The organism is Roseibium sp., from assembly GCF_050301095.1.
Classification (GTDB): Bacteria; Pseudomonadota; Alphaproteobacteria; order Rhizobiales; family Stappiaceae; genus Roseibium.
In genome coordinates, this window is sequence record NZ_JBNKYW010000109.1 from 1 (window position 1) to 19340 (window position 19340).

The window sequence follows — 19340 nt, forward strand, 5'->3', positions numbered from 1 at the left end:
CGCGGCCAAAATTTAGCGACGAACACAACTGAGGAACTTCAAAAAGATGTCCATCCTCGTCAACAGAGACACGAAAATCATCGTTCAGGGCCTGACCGGCAAGACCGGTACGTTCCACACCGAACAGGCGCTTGAATACTACGGCACCAAGATGGTCGCCGGCGTTCACCCCAAGAAGGGTGGCGAGACCTGGGGAAGCGTCGAAGGCGCGGCCGAGCTGCCGATCTTCGCTTCCGTCGGCGAAGCAAAGGAAGCGACCGGCGCGGATGCCTCCGTGATCTACGTTCCGCCGGCAGGCGCGGGCGCTGCGATCATCGAGGCGATCGAGGCGGAGATCCCGTTCATCGTCTGCATCACCGAAGGCATTCCGGTGGCCGACATGGTCAAGGTCAAGGCCAAGCTTGAAAAATCCAAGTCGCGCCTGCTGGGTCCGAACTGCCCGGGCATCCTGACGCCGGAAGAGTGCAAGATCGGCATTATGCCGGGCTCCATCTTCAAGAAGGGCTCCGTCGGTGTCGTCTCCCGTTCCGGCACGCTGACCTATGAAGCCGTGTTCCAGACCACCAATGCAGGCCTCGGCCAGACGACGGCGGTCGGCATCGGCGGCGACCCGGTCAAGGGCACCGAGTTCATCGACGTCCTGGAAATGTTCCTCGCCGACGACGAGACCCAGTCGATCATCATGATCGGCGAAATCGGCGGCTCTGCCGAAGAGGAAGCCGCGCAGTTCCTGAAGGACGAGGCCAGGAAGGGCCGCTCCAAGCCGATGGCCGGTTTCATCGCAGGCCGCACGGCGCCTCCGGGCCGCACCATGGGCCACGCAGGTGCCGTGATTTCCGGCGGCAAGGGCGGCGCGGAAGACAAGATCGCGGCCATGGAAGAGGCCGGCATCCGGGTATCGCCGTCTCCGGCAAAGCTCGGTGAAACGCTTCTGGAAGTCCTGAAGGGCTAAAAGGCAAGAAAACTTTGCCGTAGGGAACGGAAACTGTTTACGTTTCCTGCTGCATGGTGAAAGGATGGGTTGTGGCGCGAAAGCCGTGCCACGACCAATTTTCGAGGGGCCGGCGCCTAAGGAGCCATTCCGGGCACTGGTCTTTGTAGGGAACCGGCAGCGGACCATATTGCGGTCCGCGCAAACGAAAAGGGCGGAGAAGCCCTCCGCTAAAGGGACATGGCACGGCAGGAAGCGAACAACGTATTCGCACTGACGTCGTTGCTTTACGGCGCCAACGCAGCCTATATCGAAGACCTCTACGCACAGTACAAGACGGATCCCAACTCGGTCGAACCCGAGTGGCAGGACTTCTTTGCTGCCTTTCAGGACGAAAAGGAAGCCGTCCTGAAGGAAGCGCGCGGGGCAACCTGGAAGCGTAAGGACTGGCCGATCGAAGCCAATGGCGATCTGGTCAACGCCTTCGACGGCAACTGGGCGCCGATCGAACAGAAGATCGGCGACAAGCTGAAGAAGAAGGCCGAGACCCGGGGCGAACCCCTTTCGGACCTGGAAGTCCATCAGGCGACCCGCGATTCCGTCCGCGCCCTGATGATGATCCGCGCCTACCGCATGCGCGGTCACCTTCACGCAGATCTCGATCCGCTCGGTCTCGCCGGCAAGGGCGACCACGAGGAACTGCATCCCTCCACCTACGGCTTCACGGAAGCCGACTGGGACCGCAAGATCTTCATCGATCACGTGCTCGGCCTCGAATACGCCACCATCCGCGAGATGCTGGACATCCTGAAACGGACTTATTGCTCCACGCTCGGCGTCGAGTTCATGCACATCTCCGATCCGGCCGCCAAGGCCTGGCTGCAGGAGCGCATCGAGGGGCCGGACAAGCAGGTGGCCTTCACCACCGAGGGCAAGAAGGCGATCCTGAACAAGCTGGTCGAAGCCGAGGGCTTCGAGAAGTTCCTCGATGTCAAATACACCGGCACAAAGCGCTTCGGCCTCGACGGCGGCGAAGCCTTGATCCCGGCGCTGGAACAGATCATCAAGCGCGGCGGCCAGCTGGGCCTGAAGGAAATCGTTCTCGGCATGGCCCACCGCGGCCGCCTGAACGTGCTTTCCCAGGTGATGGGCAAGCCGCACCGCGCCATTTTCCACGAATTCAAGGGCGGGTCCTTCGCGCCGGACGACGTGGAAGGTTCCGGCGACGTGAAGTACCATCTGGGTGCTTCTTCCGACCGCACCTTCGACGGCAACAACGTGCACCTGTCGCTGACGGCCAACCCGTCGCACCTGGAAATCGTCAACCCGGTGGTGCTCGGCAAGGCCCGCGCCAAGCAGGACCAGCTTGCCTCGGACGAAAAAGGCAACTTCATCGAGACCACGGAAGTGGACCGCGGCAGCGTTCTGCCGCTGCTGCTGCACGGCGATGCCGCCTTTGCCGGCCAGGGCGTCGTGGCCGAATGTTTCGGCCTGTCCGCACTGCGCGGCCACAGGACCGGCGGTTCGGTCCATGTGATCATCAACAACCAGATCGGCTTCACCACCAACCCGCGCTTCTCGCGCTCCTCGCCCTATCCGTCGGACATGGCGAAGGTGATCGAGGCGCCGATCTTCCACGTCAACGCGGATGACCCGGAAGCGGTCACCTTCGCGGCCAAGATCGCCATCGAGTTCCGCCAGACCTTCCAGCGTCCGGTGGTCATCGACATAATCTGCTACCGCCGTTTCGGCCACAACGAGGGCGACGAGCCGGCGTTCACGCAGCCGATCATGTACCGCAAGATCCGCAAGCACGCGACGACCCTTCAGCTCTATTCCGAACGCCTGATCAAGGAAGGCGTCATGAGCCAGGAGGAAGTCGACCAGATGAAAGCCGACTGGCGCAAGCATCTGGACAACGAGTTCGACACCGGCCAGGCCTTCAAGCCGAACAAGGCCGACTGGCTCGACGGCAAATGGGCGGGCATGAAGCGCGCCGATGACGAAGACGATCCGCGCCGCGGCCGCACCGGCCTGCCGATGGACGAGCTGAAGGCCATCGGCCGGGCCCTGACCCACGTACCGGACGGCTTCAACATCCATCGCACGATCGCGCGTTTCATGAATCATCGCGAGCGCATGATCGAGACCGGTGAGGGCATCGACTGGGCAACGGCTGAAGCGCTTGCCTTCGCCTCGCTCCTGAAGGAAGGCCACCCCGTACGCCTGTCCGGCCAGGACTGCGAGCGCGGCACGTTCTCGCAGCGCCACTCGGTGCTCTATGATCAGGAAAACGAAAGCCGTTACATTCCGCTCAATCACATCTCGCCGGATCAGCAGCGTTACGAGGTCATCAACTCGATGCTGTCGGAAGAGGCCGTGCTCGGTTTCGAATACGGCTACTCCCTGGCCGAGCCCCGGGCGCTGACCATGTGGGAAGCCCAGTTCGGCGACTTCGCCAACGGGGCGCAGGTTCTGTTCGACCAGTTCATCTCCTCGGGCGAACGCAAATGGTTGCGCATGTCCGGCCTGGTCTGCCTGCTGCCGCACGGCTATGAGGGCCAGGGGCCGGAGCACTCCTCCGCCCGTCTGGAGCGCTATCTGCAGCTTTGTGCGGAAGACAACATGCAGGTGGCGAACTGCTCGACGCCGGCGAACTACTTCCACATCCTGCGCCGTCAGCTCTGCCGCGACATCCGCAAGCCGCTGATCCTGATGACGCCGAAATCGCTGCTGCGGCACAAGAAGGCCGTATCCAGGCTGGACGAGCTGGGCCCTGATTCCAGCTTCCACCGTCTCCTGTGGGACGATTGGGGGGCGAACCTGAATTCGGACGGCCGGCTGGTTGCCGACGACAAGATCCGCCGCGTCGTGATGTGTTCGGGCAAGGTCTACTACGACCTGTTCGAGGAGCGCGAGAAACGCGGCATCGACGACATCTACCTGCTGCGTGTCGAACAGCTCTACCCGTTCCCGAAGAAGGCTCTCATGCTGGAGCTGGCCCGCTTCCCGCAGGCCGAGATGGTCTGGTGTCAGGAAGAGCCCAAGAACATGGGCAGCTGGTTCTTTGTCGAGCCCTACATCGAGTGGGTGCTGGATCAGATCGACGCCAAGCACAAACGTCCGCGCTACGCAGGCCGCGCCGCCATGGCATCGACCGCAACCGGTCTGATGTCCAAGCATCTGGCGCAGCTGCAGGCATTCCTTGAAGAGGCTCTTGGAAACTAATCAAGGGGGCCTTCGGGCCCTCTTTCAAAAATTGGCCAGGTAATTTTAAGAGAAGGCGACCATGGCAACCGAAATTCGCGTGCCCACGCTGGGTGAATCCGTATCTGAAGCAACTATTGCGCAGTGGTTCAAAAAACCGGGCGAAGCCGTCAGTCAGGACGAGCCGCTGGTCGAGCTGGAAACGGACAAGGTGACAGTCGAAGTTCCGGCTCCTGCAGCCGGAACCCTGGAAAGCATCGTCGTCAAGGAAGGCGACACGGTGGAAGTCGGCGCGCTGCTCGGCCAGATCGCCGAAGGCAAGAGCGCTGCCACCGCACCGGCCGCCGCGCCGGCACCGGCCAAGCAAGACGCCAAACCGGCCGCCAAGGCGGCGCTGGTCGACGTCGTCACCCCGAGTGCCGGCGAATCCGTCACCGAGGCGGAAGTCGGCGAATGGAGCGTCAAGGTCGGCGACACCGTCAAGGCCGACGACACCCTGGTCGAACTGGAAACCGACAAGGCCGCCCAGGAAGTGCCGGCCCCGGTTGCGGGCACGGTCGTGAAGATCGCCGCTGAAACCGGCACCACGGTCGAGCCGGGCGTTCTCCTGTGCCAGATCGATCCGTCTGGCGAGGCTGTTGCCGCAGCGCCCGCGTCGGCCGCCGAACCGGCACCGGCCGCACCGGTTGCGTCTTCCTCTTCCATGCCGCCGGCACCTTCCGCCGCCAAGATGATGGCGGAAAGCAACCTTTCCGCCGATCAGGTGGCAGGTTCGGGCAAGCGTGGCCAGGTCCTCAAGGGCGACGTCATCAACGCGATCGCCTCCGGTGCGACGGCCGCTACCGCGGCGCCCGCTCCGACGCCTGTCGCCCGTGGCCCGGTGGTGGCCGAGGACGAGGTTCGCGAAGAGCGCGTTCGCATGACCAAGCTGCGCCAGACCATCGCGCGCCGCCTGAAGGACGCCCAGAACACCGCCGCCATGCTGACCACCTACAACGAGGTGGACATGGGCCCGGTCATGGAGCTGCGTAAGCAGTACAAGGACCTGTTCGAGAAGAAACACGGCGTCAAGCTCGGCTTCATGGGCTTCTTCACCAAGGCGGTCACCCACGCCCTGAAGGAGATCCCGGCGGTCAATGCCGAGATCGACGGCACCGACATCATCTACAAGAACTTCTGCCACGTCGGCGTTGCCGTGGGCACCGACAAGGGGCTTGTGGTTCCGGTTGTCCGCGATGCCGACCAGATGTCCATTGCCGAGATCGAGAAGGAAATCGGCAACCTCGGCCGCAAGGCCCGGGACGGCAAACTGGGCATGGCCGACATGACCGGCGGCACCTTCACCATCTCCAACGGCGGGGTATACGGTTCGCTCATGTCGTCGCCGATCCTGAACGCGCCGCAGTCCGGCATTCTGGGCATGCACAAGATCCAGGAACGTCCGATGGCGGTGAACGGTCAGGTGGTGATCCGCCCGATGATGTATCTCGCTCTGTCCTACGATCACCGCATCGTCGACGGCAAGGAAGCCGTGACCTTCCTGGTCCGTGTCAAGGAAAGCCTGGAAGACCCGCAGCGTCTGGTTCTGGATCTCTGATCCGGAACGCTTCCCGCGGAAGGTTGAACGAAGGAGCCGGAGAATGAGCCTGGAATTTCTGGTCACCGCGCTGATCGTGGTCCTGGTTCCCGGAACCGGCGTCGTCTACACGGTGGCGGCCGGGCTCGGCAAGGGGCGGCAGGCGGCCATCGCCGCCGCCTTCGGCTGCACGCTCGGCATCATTCCGGCCATTCTGGCTTCCGTGGCTGGACTGGCGGCGCTGATGCACACCAGCGCCCTCGTCTTCCAGCTGGTGAAATATGCCGGTGTCGCCTATCTGCTCTATCTCGCCTGGCAGACACTCAGGGAAAGCGGGCCGCTGGAGCTGAAGGCCGACGGAACTGCGCGCAGCAGTCTGGCGGCAACTGCCCGCACGGCCTTCCTGATCAACATCCTAAACCCGAAACTGACGGTGTTCTTTCTGGCGTTCCTGCCGCAGTTCGTCAGTCATGACGCCGTCAGTCCGACCCTCGACATGCTGCTGCTCGGCGGGGTTTTCATGGCCATGACTTTCGCCGTCTTCGTGATCTATGGCCTGTTCGCGTCGCTGGTGGGCGAAAGGGTCCTGAAGAGCGGCAAGGTCATGGTCTGGATGCGCCGGACAGTCGCCGCGGCCTTCGCGGGCTTCGGCCTGCGCCTTGCCCTTGCCGAACAATAGGCCGGGTGTCGGGGGCCGGAAACAAACAGCCGGGAGGCAAGGAGAATGAAAACTCTGCTTCGCCAGGTTCTGGCGGTTCTTTTCCTCACCTGGGCTCTGTCAGGCATGGGCGCGGTTCATGCTGCCGAGCCGCGCACGGCACTGGTGATCGGCAATGCCGAATATTCCTTCGCCCCGCTCGCCAATTCGGTCAACGACGCCGTTGCCATCGCCAAGGCACTGAACAAGGCCGGGTTCGACGTCATTCTGCAGACGGACGCCAGCCGGGATGCCATGACAAAGGCCATCAGGGATTTCGGCGACAAGCTGAAGGCAACCGGCGGCGTCGGCATGTTTTATTACGCCGGCCATGGCGTGCAGATTAAGGGCGAAAACTACCTTTTGCCGGTGAGCGGCGACCTGCCGGATGAGGCGGCGGTCAAGCGTCAGGCCATCACCCTGAGCGAGGCAGTCGAGGTCATGAGCGGCGCCCACAACGGCCTCAACATCGTCGTGCTCGATGCCTGCCGCAACAATCCGCTGAGCGGTGCGACCAAGGGCCTGTCCCGTATCGACAGCAACGCCAGCCTGTTCGTGTCCTATTCAACGTCGCCCGGCGCGGTCGCGCTCGACGGCGAAGGGGCCAACAGCCCCTATACCAAATACTTGGCAAACGCGATCGAGACCCCGGCGCTCAACCTGGAAGAGACCTTCAAGCGCACCCTGAAGGGGGTCTACCAGGAAACCGACGGTCAGCAGACGCCCTGGATTTCCTCGTCCTTCTTCGGCGACTTCGTGTTTGTCGCCGGCAACGGCGCAGCGGCCGGGGCAAAACCGGCGCAGATCGCGGCAACGTCTTCCATCGGCAAGGTTCTGGCGCAGAGTATCGCGCGGACGGGCCCCGCGCGCCGGATTTCCGGTGTCTACCGGGTGACGGGCACCAATCCCAACGGCAGCACCTATTCCGGCATGGTGGCGATCACGCCCGAGGACGGCCAGGTCCGTTTCACCTGGTGGATCGGCAAGGACGTCTTTACCGGCGTTGGCGAATTTGCCGGAAAGATGCTGGTCGTCAACTGGGGCGACAAGCACCCGGTGGTCTATTCCTTCGGCAGCACCGAGATCCTCGACGGCGAATGGGCGGACGGGTCGGCAGCGGAAAAGCTGACGCTTTATTCCCGGGTGGCTCAAAAGCCATCGCAACTCCGCGAAGGCACCTACAGCGTCGCGGGCGGCAATCCGAACGGCACCACCTATGAAGGCACGGTCGCCATCTCGCGGCAGGGCCGCAAATATGCGCTGTCCTGGCGTGTTGGAGCCGACAGCTACCGCGGGGTAGGCGAACTTTCCGGCAATGTGCTGACCGTCGACTGGGGCGATACGACGCCGGTCGTTTATGCACTGATGGACGATGGCAGCCTGAACGGCCTTTGGGCCGGCGGGCGCGGCTCCGAACATCTGACGTATCTGCCGGGACAATGAGGATATCGATCGCGTGAGGATTCATGACTGAGACGGTTGTTCTGGTAACGGGGGGAAGCCGGGGGATCGGGGCTGCTGTCTGCCGCAAGGTGGCAGCGCACGGCCACACGGTGATCGTCAATTACACCCGGAGCGCCGAGGCTGCCGGCAAACTCGTCGACGAGATCGAAGCGGCCGGCGGCAAGGCCGTGGCGGTTCAGGGCGACGTTCAGAACGAGGCGGACGTATTGAAACTCTTTGCGGCTGCCGACGATCTCGGAACGCTCAAAGGCCTCGTCAACAACGCCGGCGTTGTCGATCACCCCGAGCGCGTCGACGAGATGTCAGTGAACCGCCTGACCCGGATGTTTTCCATCAATGTGGTTGGTGCCTTCCTGTGCGCCCGCGAAGCGGTCAGGCGCATGTCGTTGAAACACGGTGGGAAAGGCGGGGGCATCGTCAATCTCGGCTCGGCTGCGTCCAAGCTCGGGGCCGCCGGCCAATATGTCGATTACGCGGCCTCCAAGGGGGCGATCGACACCATGACGGTTGGCCTTGCGCTGGAAGTCGCGGAGGAGGGCGTCCGGGTCAACGGCGTGCGCCCCGGCATCATCGACACGGAAATCCATGCCTCCGGCGGCAATCCCGACCGTGTGGCGCAAATTCAATCCAAACTGCCGATGAAACGCGCAGGCACCGCCGACGAGGTGGCCGAAGCGGTTCTTTGGCTTCTGTCCGATCAGTCCAGCTACACAACCGGAGCAATTCTCGACGTTTCCGGCGGCCGGGCAATCCTTCCCTGATCCAGTTCGCTGGAAAAACTGAAAGAGGCAAAGGCGACCTAAAATGTCCCAATATGATCTTGTCGTCATCGGAACCGGCCCCGGTGGCTATGTTTGCGCGATCAAGGCGGCGCAGCTCGGCCTGAAGACGGCCGTTGTCGAAAAACGCGCGACCCTTGGCGGCACCTGCCTCAACATCGGCTGCATTCCGTCAAAGGCGCTTCTGCATGCTTCGGAAATGTTCGAGGAAGCCGGACACGGTTTTGAAAAGATCGGCATCAAGGTATCCAAGCCGAAGGTCGATCTGCCGGCGATGATGAAGCACAAGTCCGACGTCGTTGATGCAAACGTCAACGGGGTCTCCTTCCTGATGAAGAAGAACAAGATCGACGTGCATACCGGCACGGGCAAGGTTCTTTCCCAGGGCAAGGTGGAAGTCACCGCCGAGGATGGCAGCGCCACCGTGCTCGAGACAAGGAACATCGTCATTGCCACCGGTTCCGACGTCATGCCGCTGCCGGGTGTCGAGATCGACGAAAAGCAGGTGGTTTCCTCCACGGGGGCTCTGGAACTGGAAAAGATCCCGGGCAAGCTTGTTGTCGTCGGGGCCGGCGTGATCGGCCTCGAACTCGGCTCCGTCTGGAATCGGCTGGGTTCGAAGGTCACCGTCGTTGAGTTCCTGGACAAGGTTCTCGGTCCGATGGACGGCGATGTTTCCAAGAACTTCCAGCGCATGATGAAAAAGCAGGGCATGGAGTTCAAGCTCTCCTCCAAGGTCACCGGCGTGGCGAAGAAGGGCAAGGGCCTTGAGGTCACCGTCGAGCCGGCCAAGGGCGGCGATGCACAAGTCATCGAGGCAGATATCGTCCTGGTTGCGATCGGTCGCCGTCCCTACACGGAAGGACTTGGCCTTGACACGGCAGGCGTCGCGCTGGACGAGCGTGGCCGCGTCCAGATCGACGCCCACTACCGGACCAATGTCGAGGGTATCTATGCCATCGGCGACGTCGTTGCCGGGCCGATGCTGGCCCACAAGGCCGAGGACGAGGGCGTTGCGGTGGCCGAGATTCTGGCAGGCCAGGCCGGTCACGTGAACTATGACGTCATTCCGGGTGTTGTCTATACCTCGCCGGAAGTTGCCTCTGTGGGCAAAACCGAGGAAGAGCTGAAGGCCGCCGGGATCGAGTACAAGACCGGCAAGTTCGTCTTCTCCGCGAACGGTCGCGCCCGCGCCATGAACAAGACCGACGGCTTTGCCAAGGTCCTGGCGGATGCCAAGACGGACCAGGTCCTGGGTGTTCATATCGTCGGTTTCGGGGCCGGTGAAATGATCCATGAGGCGGCCGTTCTGATGGAATTCGGCGGCTCTGCCGAAGACCTGGCGCGCACCTGCCACGCGCATCCGACCATGTCGGAAGCCGTCAAGGAAGCCGCCCTCGGCGCCTTCGCCAAACCGATCCATTCCTGAGGAGGCTCCGTCGATGGCGGCGGCACCTCGGATCCGACCGTAAGATCCGCAAGCCGGGGCATCTGCAGGACAGGTGCTCCGGCTTTCTTGCTGTTGACCTCGTAATTAATTACAAGGATTCCCAGGGGTCATGTGATAGCGCGGAACCGGCTCGGGTGTTCTGCGGGAAAACGGGCCTTTTCCGGAGATCGGCAGAGACCGGTTCCGGAAGTTTTCGCCGATTTTTGCCTGCAACAATCCGTCGTAAAGGCGCTGGAACACAAATCTGAAACAGCGCATAGTGACCGCAGTATTCTAAGATTTAGGGGAGGCATTCATGCCACTTACGGGATTTGACATTTTCCTGATCGTCCTGGTGTTACTGGTCATACTGGTCTTCTTCGCCGGTGTGAAAACCGTCCCCCAAGGCTACAATTATACGATTGAACGTTTCGGAAAATACCGGAAGACCCTGACCCCGGGTCTCAATTTCATTGTCCCGTTCGTCGACAAGGTCGGCCACAAGCTGAACATGATGGAACAGGTTCTCGATGTTCCGACGCAGGAGGTGATCACGCGGGACAACGCGACCGTGAGCGCGGACGGCGTGACCTTCTACCAGATTCTGGATGCAGCCCGCGCCGCCTATGAGGTGCTCGGCCTGCAGAACGCGATTCTCAACCTGACCATGACCAATATCCGTTCGGTCATGGGGTCGATGGATCTCGACAATCTCCTGTCCAACCGCGATGAGATCAACGCCCAGATCCTCCGGGTCGTCGACGCCGCCGCCGAGCCCTGGGGCATCAAGATTACCCGCATCGAGATCAAGGACATCAATCCGCCGCGCGACCTGGTGGACGCCATGGCCCGTCAGATGAAGGCCGAACGCGAAAAACGCGCCTACATCCTGGAGGCTGAAGGCAAGCGGCAATCCGAAATCCTGAAGGCGGAAGGTCAGAAGCAATCGCTGATCCTCGAGGCCGAGGGGCGCCGGGAATCCGCGTTCCGAGACGCTGAAGCGCGTGAACGCGAGGCAGAAGCCGAAGCCAAGGCGACGCAGATGGTCAGTGCCGCCATCGCCGCCGGCGACATGCAGGCGATCAACTACTTCGTCGCCACCAAATATGTCGAAGCCTTCAAGGAACTGGCGACCTCCCGCAATCAGAAAACGCTCATCCTGCCGATGGAGGCCACCTCTCTGCTCGGTGCCCTGAGCGGGATCGGCGCGATTGCCAAGGAGGCCTTCGGGGAAGATAACGGCGGCAGCCGGACGTCGCGCATTCCCAACACGGGCCCGTCCGATGGAGGCGATCTGTGAGTCTGATCGAAACCACCATTACTGCCCTGGGGCCCTGGAGCTGGTTCGTCCTGGGTCTTATCCTGCTGGGGCTGGAAATTGTCGCTCCCGGCACGATCTTCCTTTGGTTCGGCCTGTCGGCGCTGGTGGTCGGGGCTGTAGCGCTGGCGTTCGGTTTTTCCTGGCAGGTCCTCGTCACCCTGTTTCTGGTGCTTTCGCTGGCCAGCCTGCTGATCGGCCGCCGCATGATGACCCGACTTGCCTCCGAAAAGGGAGACCCGGGACTGAACCAGCGCGGCAGCCGCTATATCGGCCGGGAGTTCACGCTGACCAAGCCCTTGAGCGAAGGCGCGGGCAATCTTTCCATCGATGACACGATCTGGAGAATAACCGGCCCGGACCTGCCCGCGGGAACGAAGGTTCGCGTGGATGCCATCGACGGCGCCCGTCTCGTGGTCTCGCGGGCCGAGTAACGGCGGAAGCTTTGCCCCGGCCGGTGATCCGGCGGGACGCCGGCGCGCACCATGAAAAAAGCCCGATCAGGGGGATTGCCTGATCGGGCTTCTTTGTTTTGTCCGGGGGGCCGGAACCTGATCCGTTCCGGCGGCGCCTTGTTTGGTCTTAAAGCTTGTGTCCTGGAGGGATCGGCGGTTCTTCGGCCTTCAGCAGAATGCCGATCCGCCGGTTGGCCGCCAGATAGGGATCGTTGGGAAACAGCGGTTCGGTATCCGACTTGCCGACGACGGCATAGAACTGATCTTCCGGAACGCCGTATTCGGCGAGGATCTGCCGCGCCACGTTTGCGCGCTCGCTGGAAAGGTCCCAACCGGTGTAGGAGGGCGTCGAGGTCAGTCGTCCGGTGGTCGTGTGACCGGTGATCTCGATGCGGTTCGGCATTCTTGCCAGCACAGGCGCCATCTTCGCGATCAGCCTGCGGGTGGTCTCGTAAGGATACTTGGATCCTTCGCGGAACATCGACCGCCCGTCCTGGTCGACCAGCATGATGTTCAGCCCCTCGTCGGTCTCTTCCAGAATGATGTTGTTGGAGATTTCGGTAATCTCCGGCATCTCCTGCCAGGCCTGGCGCAACGAGGCGGCGGCGGTCGCGAACTGCCGGGGCTTTTCGATATCCGCTTCCATCGTGTTGTGCGTGTTGGCTTCCGGCCCCTGTTTGCGCCGCATTTCGTGGCGCTCCTGGGCGAAATCGGAATCCTTCTCCTGCTCGATCTGGCTGATATCCTTCATGTAGTCGCGGATCGGAATACCCTCGACCTCGATGATGCCGGTCTTGCGGGCGGTGTCCTTCACACCGAAGGCTTCCCGCATGGATCCGGCCACGACCTGGAGCTTCTCCTTGTCCTGAATGGAGAAGGAAATGATCAGAACGAAGAAACACACCAACAGTGACATGAGGTCGGCAAATGTCACCAGCCATTCCGGTGCGCCGCCGCCTACTCGTTTTTTTCTGGCCATGGTTGGTCGTCCGGTCCGTTTCCGCCCTAGGCGGCTTCCACGAGTTCAGCGCGTGCCTTTTCAGGCAGGTACGCCACAAGCATTTCCTTGATGAGCGCGGGGCTCTTGGATTCGCGGATCTGGCAGACGCCGTCGATGATCAGGGTCTGATTCAGCTCGTCCGCATCGAATTTCGAATCGAGCTTGTCCACCAGAGGCAGACAGATGATGTTGGAAATAAGCGCGCCGTAAAGCGTGGTAAGCAGCGCAACGGCCATGGACGGGCCGATCGCGGCCGGATCGTCCATGTTCGCAAGCATCTGCACCAGGCCCACAAGCGTTCCGATCATACCGAAGGCGGGCGCCGAGTCGCCGAGCGCCTTGAAGACGCGCCGGCCTTCCGACAGGCGCGAAAGCTGCAGGTCGCGCTCGCGTTCCATCGATTCCTTGATGAAGTCCAGTTCATAGCCGTCTGCGATCATTTGCACGCCCTTGGCCAGAACCGGATCGGAAACGTCGACGTTTTCAAGGCCCAGAGGACCGGACTTGCGGACGATTTCACCCAGGTTGGTGATTTCGGAGATCAGGTCGCGCGGGCTGGCGTTGCCGCCGGCAAGCGCGACCTTGGAGCCGGTCACGAAGGCTGCGGCAATGTCGGAGATCTGAAACCGGATCAGCGTCGCGGCAAGGCCACCACCGAACACGATCAGAATCGAGGGAATGTCAACGAATTGACCGAAGCTGCCGCCGAGAAAAATAGCGGTTATGACGATGCCGAAAGCACCGACGATTCCGATGAGGGTAGCCAGATCCATTCTGTACACACACCAAGGTCTGCGGCATGAAGCCATTGAAACTTTGGTGCAGTTTAAGCGGGTTAAGGCTAATCAATTGCTAATGCCGGGTCGCCCGTCGGTCGGGGAGGCTGCTTTTTTGAGCGAAATGACACGAATTTGATGGTCGCGCGCCCTAGGCAGCGCCGATCCGCAGCAGGTCGTGGACATGAACGATGCCGACGGGCCGGCCGTCCTGGATCACGAACACCGACGTGATTGCCATGCTGTTCACCAGTTCCAGAATCGATGCGGACAGCGTGTCCGGCGAAACGGTCTTCGGCGAGCTGGTCATGATCTCGCCGGCCGTCTTTTCCAGAAGATTGGACGAAACGTGGCGGCGCAGGTCACCGTCCGTGATGATGCCGGTGAGCTGGTTCAACTCGTCCGTGACACCAAGAACGCCGAATCCCTTTTGTGTCATCAGGACGATTCCCTCGCTCATCGGTGTCGAGGCGGGAACCAGCGGCAGCATATCGCCGGAATGCATGATGTCCTTGGCCGATTTGAGGCTGGCGCCCAGCCGTCCGCCCGGATGGAAAACACGGAAGTCCTGCGCTGTGAAGCCGCGGCCTTCCAGAAGGGCCACCGCAAGCGCATCGCCGATGGCAAGCTGAATGAGGGCCGACGTGGTCGGCGCGAGTCCGTGCGGACAGGCCTCGGCGACGCTCGGCAGCTTCAGCACGACATCCGCCGCGTTTCCAAGGCTGCTGTCCTTGCGCGAGGTGATCGCCACAAGCGGAACCTTGAAGCGCCGCGTGTAGTTGACGATGCTTGCCAGTTCCTGGGTTTCACCGGACCAGGAAAGGGCCAGAACGACGTCCGCATCGGTGACCATGCCGAGATCACCGTGGCTAGCCTCGCTGGCGTGGACAAAAAACGAAGGTGTTCCCGTCGACGCCAGGCTGGCTGCGATCTTGGTGCCGATATGTCCGCTCTTGCCGATACCGGTCACGATGACGCGGCCCTGGCTTTTCTGGATGAGGTCGCAAGTCTCCCTGAATGGCCGGGCCAGACCGTCCTTGAGGGCAGCCCGGACCGCGCTCAGCCCGGCCATTTCCGTTTCCAGCGTTCGTTCGGCCGAGACCAGCCACAGGGACGACGTGCCGGCGTCTTCTTCGGAAATCGGGTCGGATTGCAGAGAGGTCATCGAGTTGAACTTTGCGGATTGGTGAGCCTGGCATTCGGGAACGGTCAGGACTTGACCGTTTTTCAGGGCACCGATTGAAACCTCATCACGACCTAGGCCAGTCCGTGCGCCGGATCAAGAACCTGCGGGTATTTAAATGCATTAAAATCGATTCGGATGGCTTCCGGACCAGGCCACCACACCGAATCCCGATACTCAACAGGCCGAAGCTGTCAATTTGCGAAAAAGAAACGATGCATTAACCATCCTTCGTCAGTTTGGTGCCGTTCACGAATTTGACCGGTTACCTGTTAGATGCGCCGCATCCTGTTTTCGATCCTCTGCTTTTCTGCATTGCAGGCTGCCCCGGCGGCTGCGCAATCGGCGCTGTCCGATCTGCGTGGCTCCGGCGATGCGCAGGAATCGGAGACGGCCGCAGGCGATGCGGATCAAAATGGTCCGGTCGAACAGCGCAATCCGACACAGGCAACCGTCTACAGGCTCAATGCCGCCGAAGCGGAGACCGGCTCGAGCGGGCTCGGCACAAACGGACGGGCGTTACCGGTTCGCCCCTTTTCCGACCGGATCGCGGCCATCGGCAGAGCTGTGCCGCTGCCGGAGCAGGGTATCGACACGAGTGTTTTCGGCGGCGATACCACCTTCGATGCCCCTGAAGGCATACGTCTCGGATCTTTCACCCTGACGCCGCAACTGACGCTGTCTTCGGGCTGGACCGACAACACCGCGCAGTCGGCAGGCGGCACATCCGGCGGCTTCTACAGAATCTCTCCCGACGTTGCGCTGACGTCGAATTGGTCCCGCCATCAGGCGGATCTGTCCCTGCGGGGGTCATTTACCAGCTATCCGGAGGCCCCCGACGATGACGACTGGTCCCTGTCGGCCGCCACGAGCCTGCGGCTCGATATCAGCGAAGCGACGCAGGTCACGACAGATCTGGCTTACACCTACTACAGGGAAGACAATGGCAGCGCGGAGTCCAGTTCCGGCTCAACGGACTATGTCCAGCAGCTCTCCGGTGGCGTAAGTGCCCGCAGACGGGTCGGACTGGTGGCGGTGACGGCCTCGGCGGATGTCGACCGCAACGTCTATACCTCGGACGGCAGCAGTGAAAGCGGCCGGGACAACACGCTCTTTGCGACCAGCCTGCGTCTTGACGGCAATGCCGGCGGGGTCCTGTCGCCATTTGTCGAAGGTTCCCTCCTGCTCAGACGATACGATCAGACCTGCAGCGATGCCTTGTGCGAAAAACGCGATGCCAACGGCTATCAGCTCCGGGGCGGCCTGACGATCGCCTCCGGTCCGAAGTTGACCGGCGAGCTCGGTGCCGGCTGGCGCATCGAAAAGATCGAGGACAGCCGGCTTGAGAACCTGTCCGGCCTGACTGTCGATGGCTCTCTGGTCTGGTCGCCGAGCCGTCTGACCACGGTCACCGCTGGCCTGGGAACGCGCTTCGAGGCGACGGACATTGACGGCGCCAGCGGGTCGATCATCTATTCCGGTGACCTGCGTCTCGCCCATGCCTTCAGCGACCGCCTGGTGGCCGAAACCGGTGTGGGGTACAGCTACCGCACCTACGAAGGCGTTTCGATCGAGGAACGCACGATGACCGGATTTGGCGGCCTGACCTTCGCCCTGACGCAGAACGTGGCACTCACCGCCGATTATACCCATCGCCGCTTCGACAGCTCGCAGGACGGCAGCGACTACACGGAAAATGCGGTTGAAGCCGGGCTTCGATTCCGGCATTAACGATACAGTAACCAAACAGCGACCAAAGATGGTGCGGGGGCAGGAGCAAACTCGGACACGGGGCTAAGGAGGCCCGGATGCGGAAACTTGTGTATTATTCTGCCGTTCTGAAGCTTTCAACGCCCAAGGATCTTTCCCTGAAATCCCGGATGTACCGGCGGTTTGCCGCTGCCGCGCTTACCGGCTTGCTGGCGGTTTCGGCCATGCCGGCACATGCAGATGCCGGGTTTAACCGCTTCATATCGGGATTCTGGCCAAAAGCGCAGGCCGCCGGCATTTCCTCGCAGACCTACAACGCAGTTTTTTCGGGCATGCAGCCCGACGAGGACACGCTGCGCCTGATGAGCAAGCAGTCCGAGTTCGTCAAACCCATCTGGGATTACCTCGACAGCGCGGTTTCCGATGACCGCGTCGAAAAGGGCCGCCAGATGCTCAAGGAATACGGTTCGGTTCTGGCGAATATCGAGGCGCGATACGGGGTCGACCGGGAAGCCGTTCTGGCGATCTGGGGCATGGAGACAAATTTTGGCGGCTACATGGGCCGGCACAATGTCATTCAGGCGCTGGCAACGCTTGCCTATGCCGCGCCGCGCCGCAAGAGTTTCTGGGAAAAGGAACTCGTGACGGCGCTTGGCATCGTCCAGGCGGGCCATGTGCGGTTCCAGGACATGGAGGGCTCCTGGGCCGGAGCCATGGGCCATACGCAGTTCATGCCATCCAGCTGGAAAGCCTATGCGGCGGACTATGACGGCGACGGACGGCGGGATATCTGGACGTCCGTTCCCGACGCCCTGGCATCGACGGCCGCCTATCTGAAAAAGCATGGTTGGCAGACGGGCAAGACCTGGGGCTATGAGGTCCAGCTCCCGTCCGGTTTCGACTACCACCTTGCCGATGGCGACAAGACGCTGACGCTGGGTGAATGGCGCAAATACGGCGTCCGGCGTTCGAACGGCAAGGCGTTTCCGCGGCCTTCCGACAAGGGGATACTGGTGCTGCCTGCCGGAGCAAGCGGGCCGGCCTTCCTGATGCTGCGGAACTTTTATGTGATCAAGCGCTACAACAACGCCACGGCCTATGCCCTTGGTGTCGGTCATCTGGCCGACCGGATCATTGGCGGTGGTCCGCTGGATGGCGACTGGTCGCGTGAACATATGCCGCTCAACCGGTCGGAAACGGCAGAACTTCAGGCTCTTCTCAACCGGCATGGTTTTTCCGTCGGCACCGCCGACGGCAGAATCGGACCGGCGACCCGCCGGGGCATTCGCGCCTACCAGAGTTCACGTGGCCTGGTGCCCGACGGATATGCCTCCGTGGTTTTGCTGGCACGCCTGAAGATGGACGGCTAAACTGGGACCTGTTCGTAGGCCGGTCGGGAGCCGTAAGTGACGCGCAAGTCCAAGCAGTATGGCAACAGGAAGACCGCAGGCATGTTCCTGCGGCTTGCCGCTTTGTGCGTTGCGCTTCTGATCGGCATCGACCTGCAGGCTGCGGCAGCTCAGTCCGCCCGGGATACCGAAATCATTGTCGCGCAAAACGGACCGTTCAAAGGGTTCAACCCCTTCGCGCCGCTGAAGCGGCTCTTCGGCGGAGGCAACAAGCGCACCAAGGCAAAGAAGCCGCAAAAGCAGACGACTCGGGCAAGCCGCCCTGCCGGTGCGCCACCGAAATTCGAAATCCAGCCCAAGGATCCCGATGCGGGTCTCATTCTCGTCATCGGCGACCGGATGGCCCGTGGGGTGGCCGACGGCCTCAAGTTCACGCTCGCCGATAAACCGCAGATCCGGGTCGAGGCGATTACCGAAGATCTGGCCGGGTTTGCGGGTGAGGAGGTTCCGGACTGGACCACCATGGCCCTTTCCAGGATCAGGGGCGCGGACGTGAAGGCCGTTGTCGTGATGATCGGACGGCGGGACATGGGCAAGGCCTTTCCGGGTGAGCCGCCGGTCGATTTCATGACCGCCGAGTGGCTGGATATCTACCGGAAGAAGGTCGACGCGTTGATCCGGGCTGTCCGGCAGGAGAAAAAACCGATTGTCTGGGCGGGACTGCCGCCGACCTATGACGAACTCGTCAATGGCGATTTCACGCAGCTCAACTCGATCTTCCAGGGCGCCAGCGAGGACAGACGCGTGCGTTATGTCGACATCTGGGACATCTTCCTTGCCGAGGACGGAAGCTTTTCCTCTTTCGGGCCGGATGTGGACGGCAAGAACACGCGGCTTCGGACCCAGAACCGGATCGGCTTTACCTGGGCGGGCTACAGGAAGGTCGCGTTTTTTGTCGAACGGGAGTTGTCGCGCCTGCTTGGCGGGTATGGCGGCCTTGCCTTCGAGGGCGTGGAAGACGATCCGAACTTCATCGTTCTGACCGGCCGGACGACCTCGCCCGAAGCGCTGCTTCTGGGGGGCGAGGAAGACAAGGCCATCGACCCGGGCAGCGCTGCCTACCGGTTGTTCGTCGAGGGTGAACCGCTTGAACCGATGCCGGGCAGGGTGGACGATCCGCGTCTGCCGGCAGAAGGATCTTCCGCCCTTGAGCCCCGGACCGAGGCCGATCCGCCGAGCGGCACCTGAAGAGACTTAAAGACACGAAAAACCCCGCCAGCTTCCGCTGGCGGGGTTTTCATTTGGCACCATTGCCGTGATCAGCGCGGCAGGTTGGTGGAACCGGTCAGGAACTCGTCGACGGAGCGGGCGGCCTGACGGCCTTCGCGGATGGCCCAGACCACCAAAGACTGGCCCTTGCGCACATCGCCGGCTGCAAACACCTTGTCGATGCTTGTCTTGTAGTC

15 protein-coding genes and 1 pseudogene are annotated in these 19340 nt (G+C 61.9%); 12 read left to right on the top strand and 4 right to left on the bottom strand.

Annotated features, from left to right (window positions below; all coding sequences use genetic code 11):
• Positions 1–46 precede the first annotated feature (46 nt).
• The 9 genes from sucD (at position 47) to ACQY7U_RS09605 (ending at position 11835) form a co-directional block, all read left to right on the top strand.
• Positions 47–952: a succinate--CoA ligase subunit alpha gene (gene sucD, locus ACQY7U_RS09565; RefSeq protein ID WP_428643857.1), complete on the top strand. Its 906-nt coding sequence runs from the start codon at positions 47–49 to the stop codon at positions 950–952.
• A gap of 219 nt (positions 953–1171) precedes the next feature.
• On the top strand, positions 1172–4159 hold the full coding sequence (locus ACQY7U_RS09570; protein WP_428643858.1) for a 2-oxoglutarate dehydrogenase E1 component: 2988 nt from the start codon (positions 1172–1174) through the stop codon (positions 4157–4159).
• A gap of 61 nt (positions 4160–4220) precedes the next feature.
• A complete protein-coding gene (gene odhB, locus ACQY7U_RS09575) occupies positions 4221–5735 on the top strand; it encodes a 2-oxoglutarate dehydrogenase complex dihydrolipoyllysine-residue succinyltransferase (RefSeq protein ID WP_428643859.1) in 1515 nt (504 codons plus the stop codon).
• A 43-nt stretch (positions 5736–5778) separates the two neighbouring features.
• Complete coding sequence (locus ACQY7U_RS09580) at positions 5779–6393, top strand: LysE family translocator (protein WP_428643861.1); 615 nt, start codon at positions 5779–5781, stop codon at positions 6391–6393.
• 45 nt (positions 6394–6438) lie between these two features.
• Positions 6439–7854: an LIC10280 family protein gene (gene lfb1, locus ACQY7U_RS09585; protein ID WP_428643864.1), complete on the top strand. Its 1416-nt coding sequence runs from the start codon at positions 6439–6441 to the stop codon at positions 7852–7854.
• Between the two features lie 23 nt (positions 7855–7877).
• Positions 7878–8636, top strand: a complete 759-nt coding sequence (locus ACQY7U_RS09590; protein ID WP_428643865.1) for an SDR family oxidoreductase — start codon at positions 7878–7880, stop codon at positions 8634–8636.
• A gap of 43 nt (positions 8637–8679) precedes the next feature.
• The gene (gene lpdA, locus ACQY7U_RS09595; RefSeq protein ID WP_428643867.1) at positions 8680–10083 is read left to right on the top strand and encodes a dihydrolipoyl dehydrogenase; all 1404 of its coding nucleotides are present in this window, start codon (positions 8680–8682) and stop codon (positions 10081–10083) included.
• Positions 10084–10399: 316 nt separating this feature from the next.
• Positions 10400–11383 (top strand): SPFH domain-containing protein, encoded by a 984-nt coding sequence (locus ACQY7U_RS09600; protein WP_428643870.1) that lies wholly within the window; start codon positions 10400–10402, stop codon positions 11381–11383.
• The gene (locus ACQY7U_RS09605; RefSeq protein WP_428643871.1) at positions 11380–11835 is read left to right on the top strand and encodes an NfeD family protein; all 456 of its coding nucleotides are present in this window, start codon (positions 11380–11382) and stop codon (positions 11833–11835) included. The genes ACQY7U_RS09600 and ACQY7U_RS09605 overlap by 4 nt, the downstream gene beginning before the upstream one ends.
• A gap of 148 nt (positions 11836–11983) precedes the next feature.
• Here the strand turns inward: ACQY7U_RS09605 and ACQY7U_RS09610 are convergent, their stop codons facing one another.
• The 3 genes from ACQY7U_RS09610 to ACQY7U_RS09620 all read right to left on the bottom strand — a co-directional run bounded on the left by ACQY7U_RS09610 (position 11984) and on the right by ACQY7U_RS09620 (position 14797).
• Positions 11984–12835, bottom strand: coding sequence for a flagellar motor protein MotB (locus ACQY7U_RS09610; RefSeq protein WP_428643874.1), 852 nt, complete (start codon positions 12833–12835; stop codon positions 11984–11986).
• A 26-nt stretch (positions 12836–12861) separates the two neighbouring features.
• On the bottom strand, positions 12862–13629 hold the full coding sequence (locus ACQY7U_RS09615) for a motility protein A (protein WP_428643876.1): 768 nt from the start codon (positions 13627–13629) through the stop codon (positions 12862–12864).
• Between the two features lie 154 nt (positions 13630–13783).
• Complete coding sequence (locus ACQY7U_RS09620) at positions 13784–14797, bottom strand: KpsF/GutQ family sugar-phosphate isomerase (protein ID WP_428643878.1); 1014 nt, start codon at positions 14795–14797, stop codon at positions 13784–13786.
• Between the two features lie 294 nt (positions 14798–15091).
• On the opposite strand from ACQY7U_RS09620, the gene ACQY7U_RS09625 reads away from it, so the two are divergent.
• From ACQY7U_RS09625 to ACQY7U_RS09635, 3 genes are all read left to right on the top strand, one after another.
• Positions 15092–16546 carry an outer membrane beta-barrel protein gene (locus ACQY7U_RS09625; protein WP_428643879.1) on the top strand — a complete coding sequence of 485 codons (1455 nt, stop codon included), beginning with the start codon at positions 15092–15094 and terminating at the stop codon, positions 16544–16546.
• A 203-nt stretch (positions 16547–16749) separates the two neighbouring features.
• Positions 16750–17895: a lytic murein transglycosylase gene (locus ACQY7U_RS09630; RefSeq protein ID WP_428643883.1), complete on the top strand. Its 1146-nt coding sequence runs from the start codon at positions 16750–16752 to the stop codon at positions 17893–17895.
• Positions 17896–17931: 36 nt separating this feature from the next.
• On the top strand, positions 17932–19122 hold the full coding sequence (locus ACQY7U_RS09635) for an SGNH/GDSL hydrolase family protein (RefSeq protein WP_428643881.1): 1191 nt from the start codon (positions 17932–17934) through the stop codon (positions 19120–19122).
• A gap of 71 nt (positions 19123–19193) precedes the next feature.
• On the opposite strand, the pseudogene gltD reads toward ACQY7U_RS09635, so the two are convergent.
• A pseudogene (gene gltD, locus ACQY7U_RS09640) lies at positions 19194–19340 on the bottom strand (glutamate synthase); the annotation flags it as partial.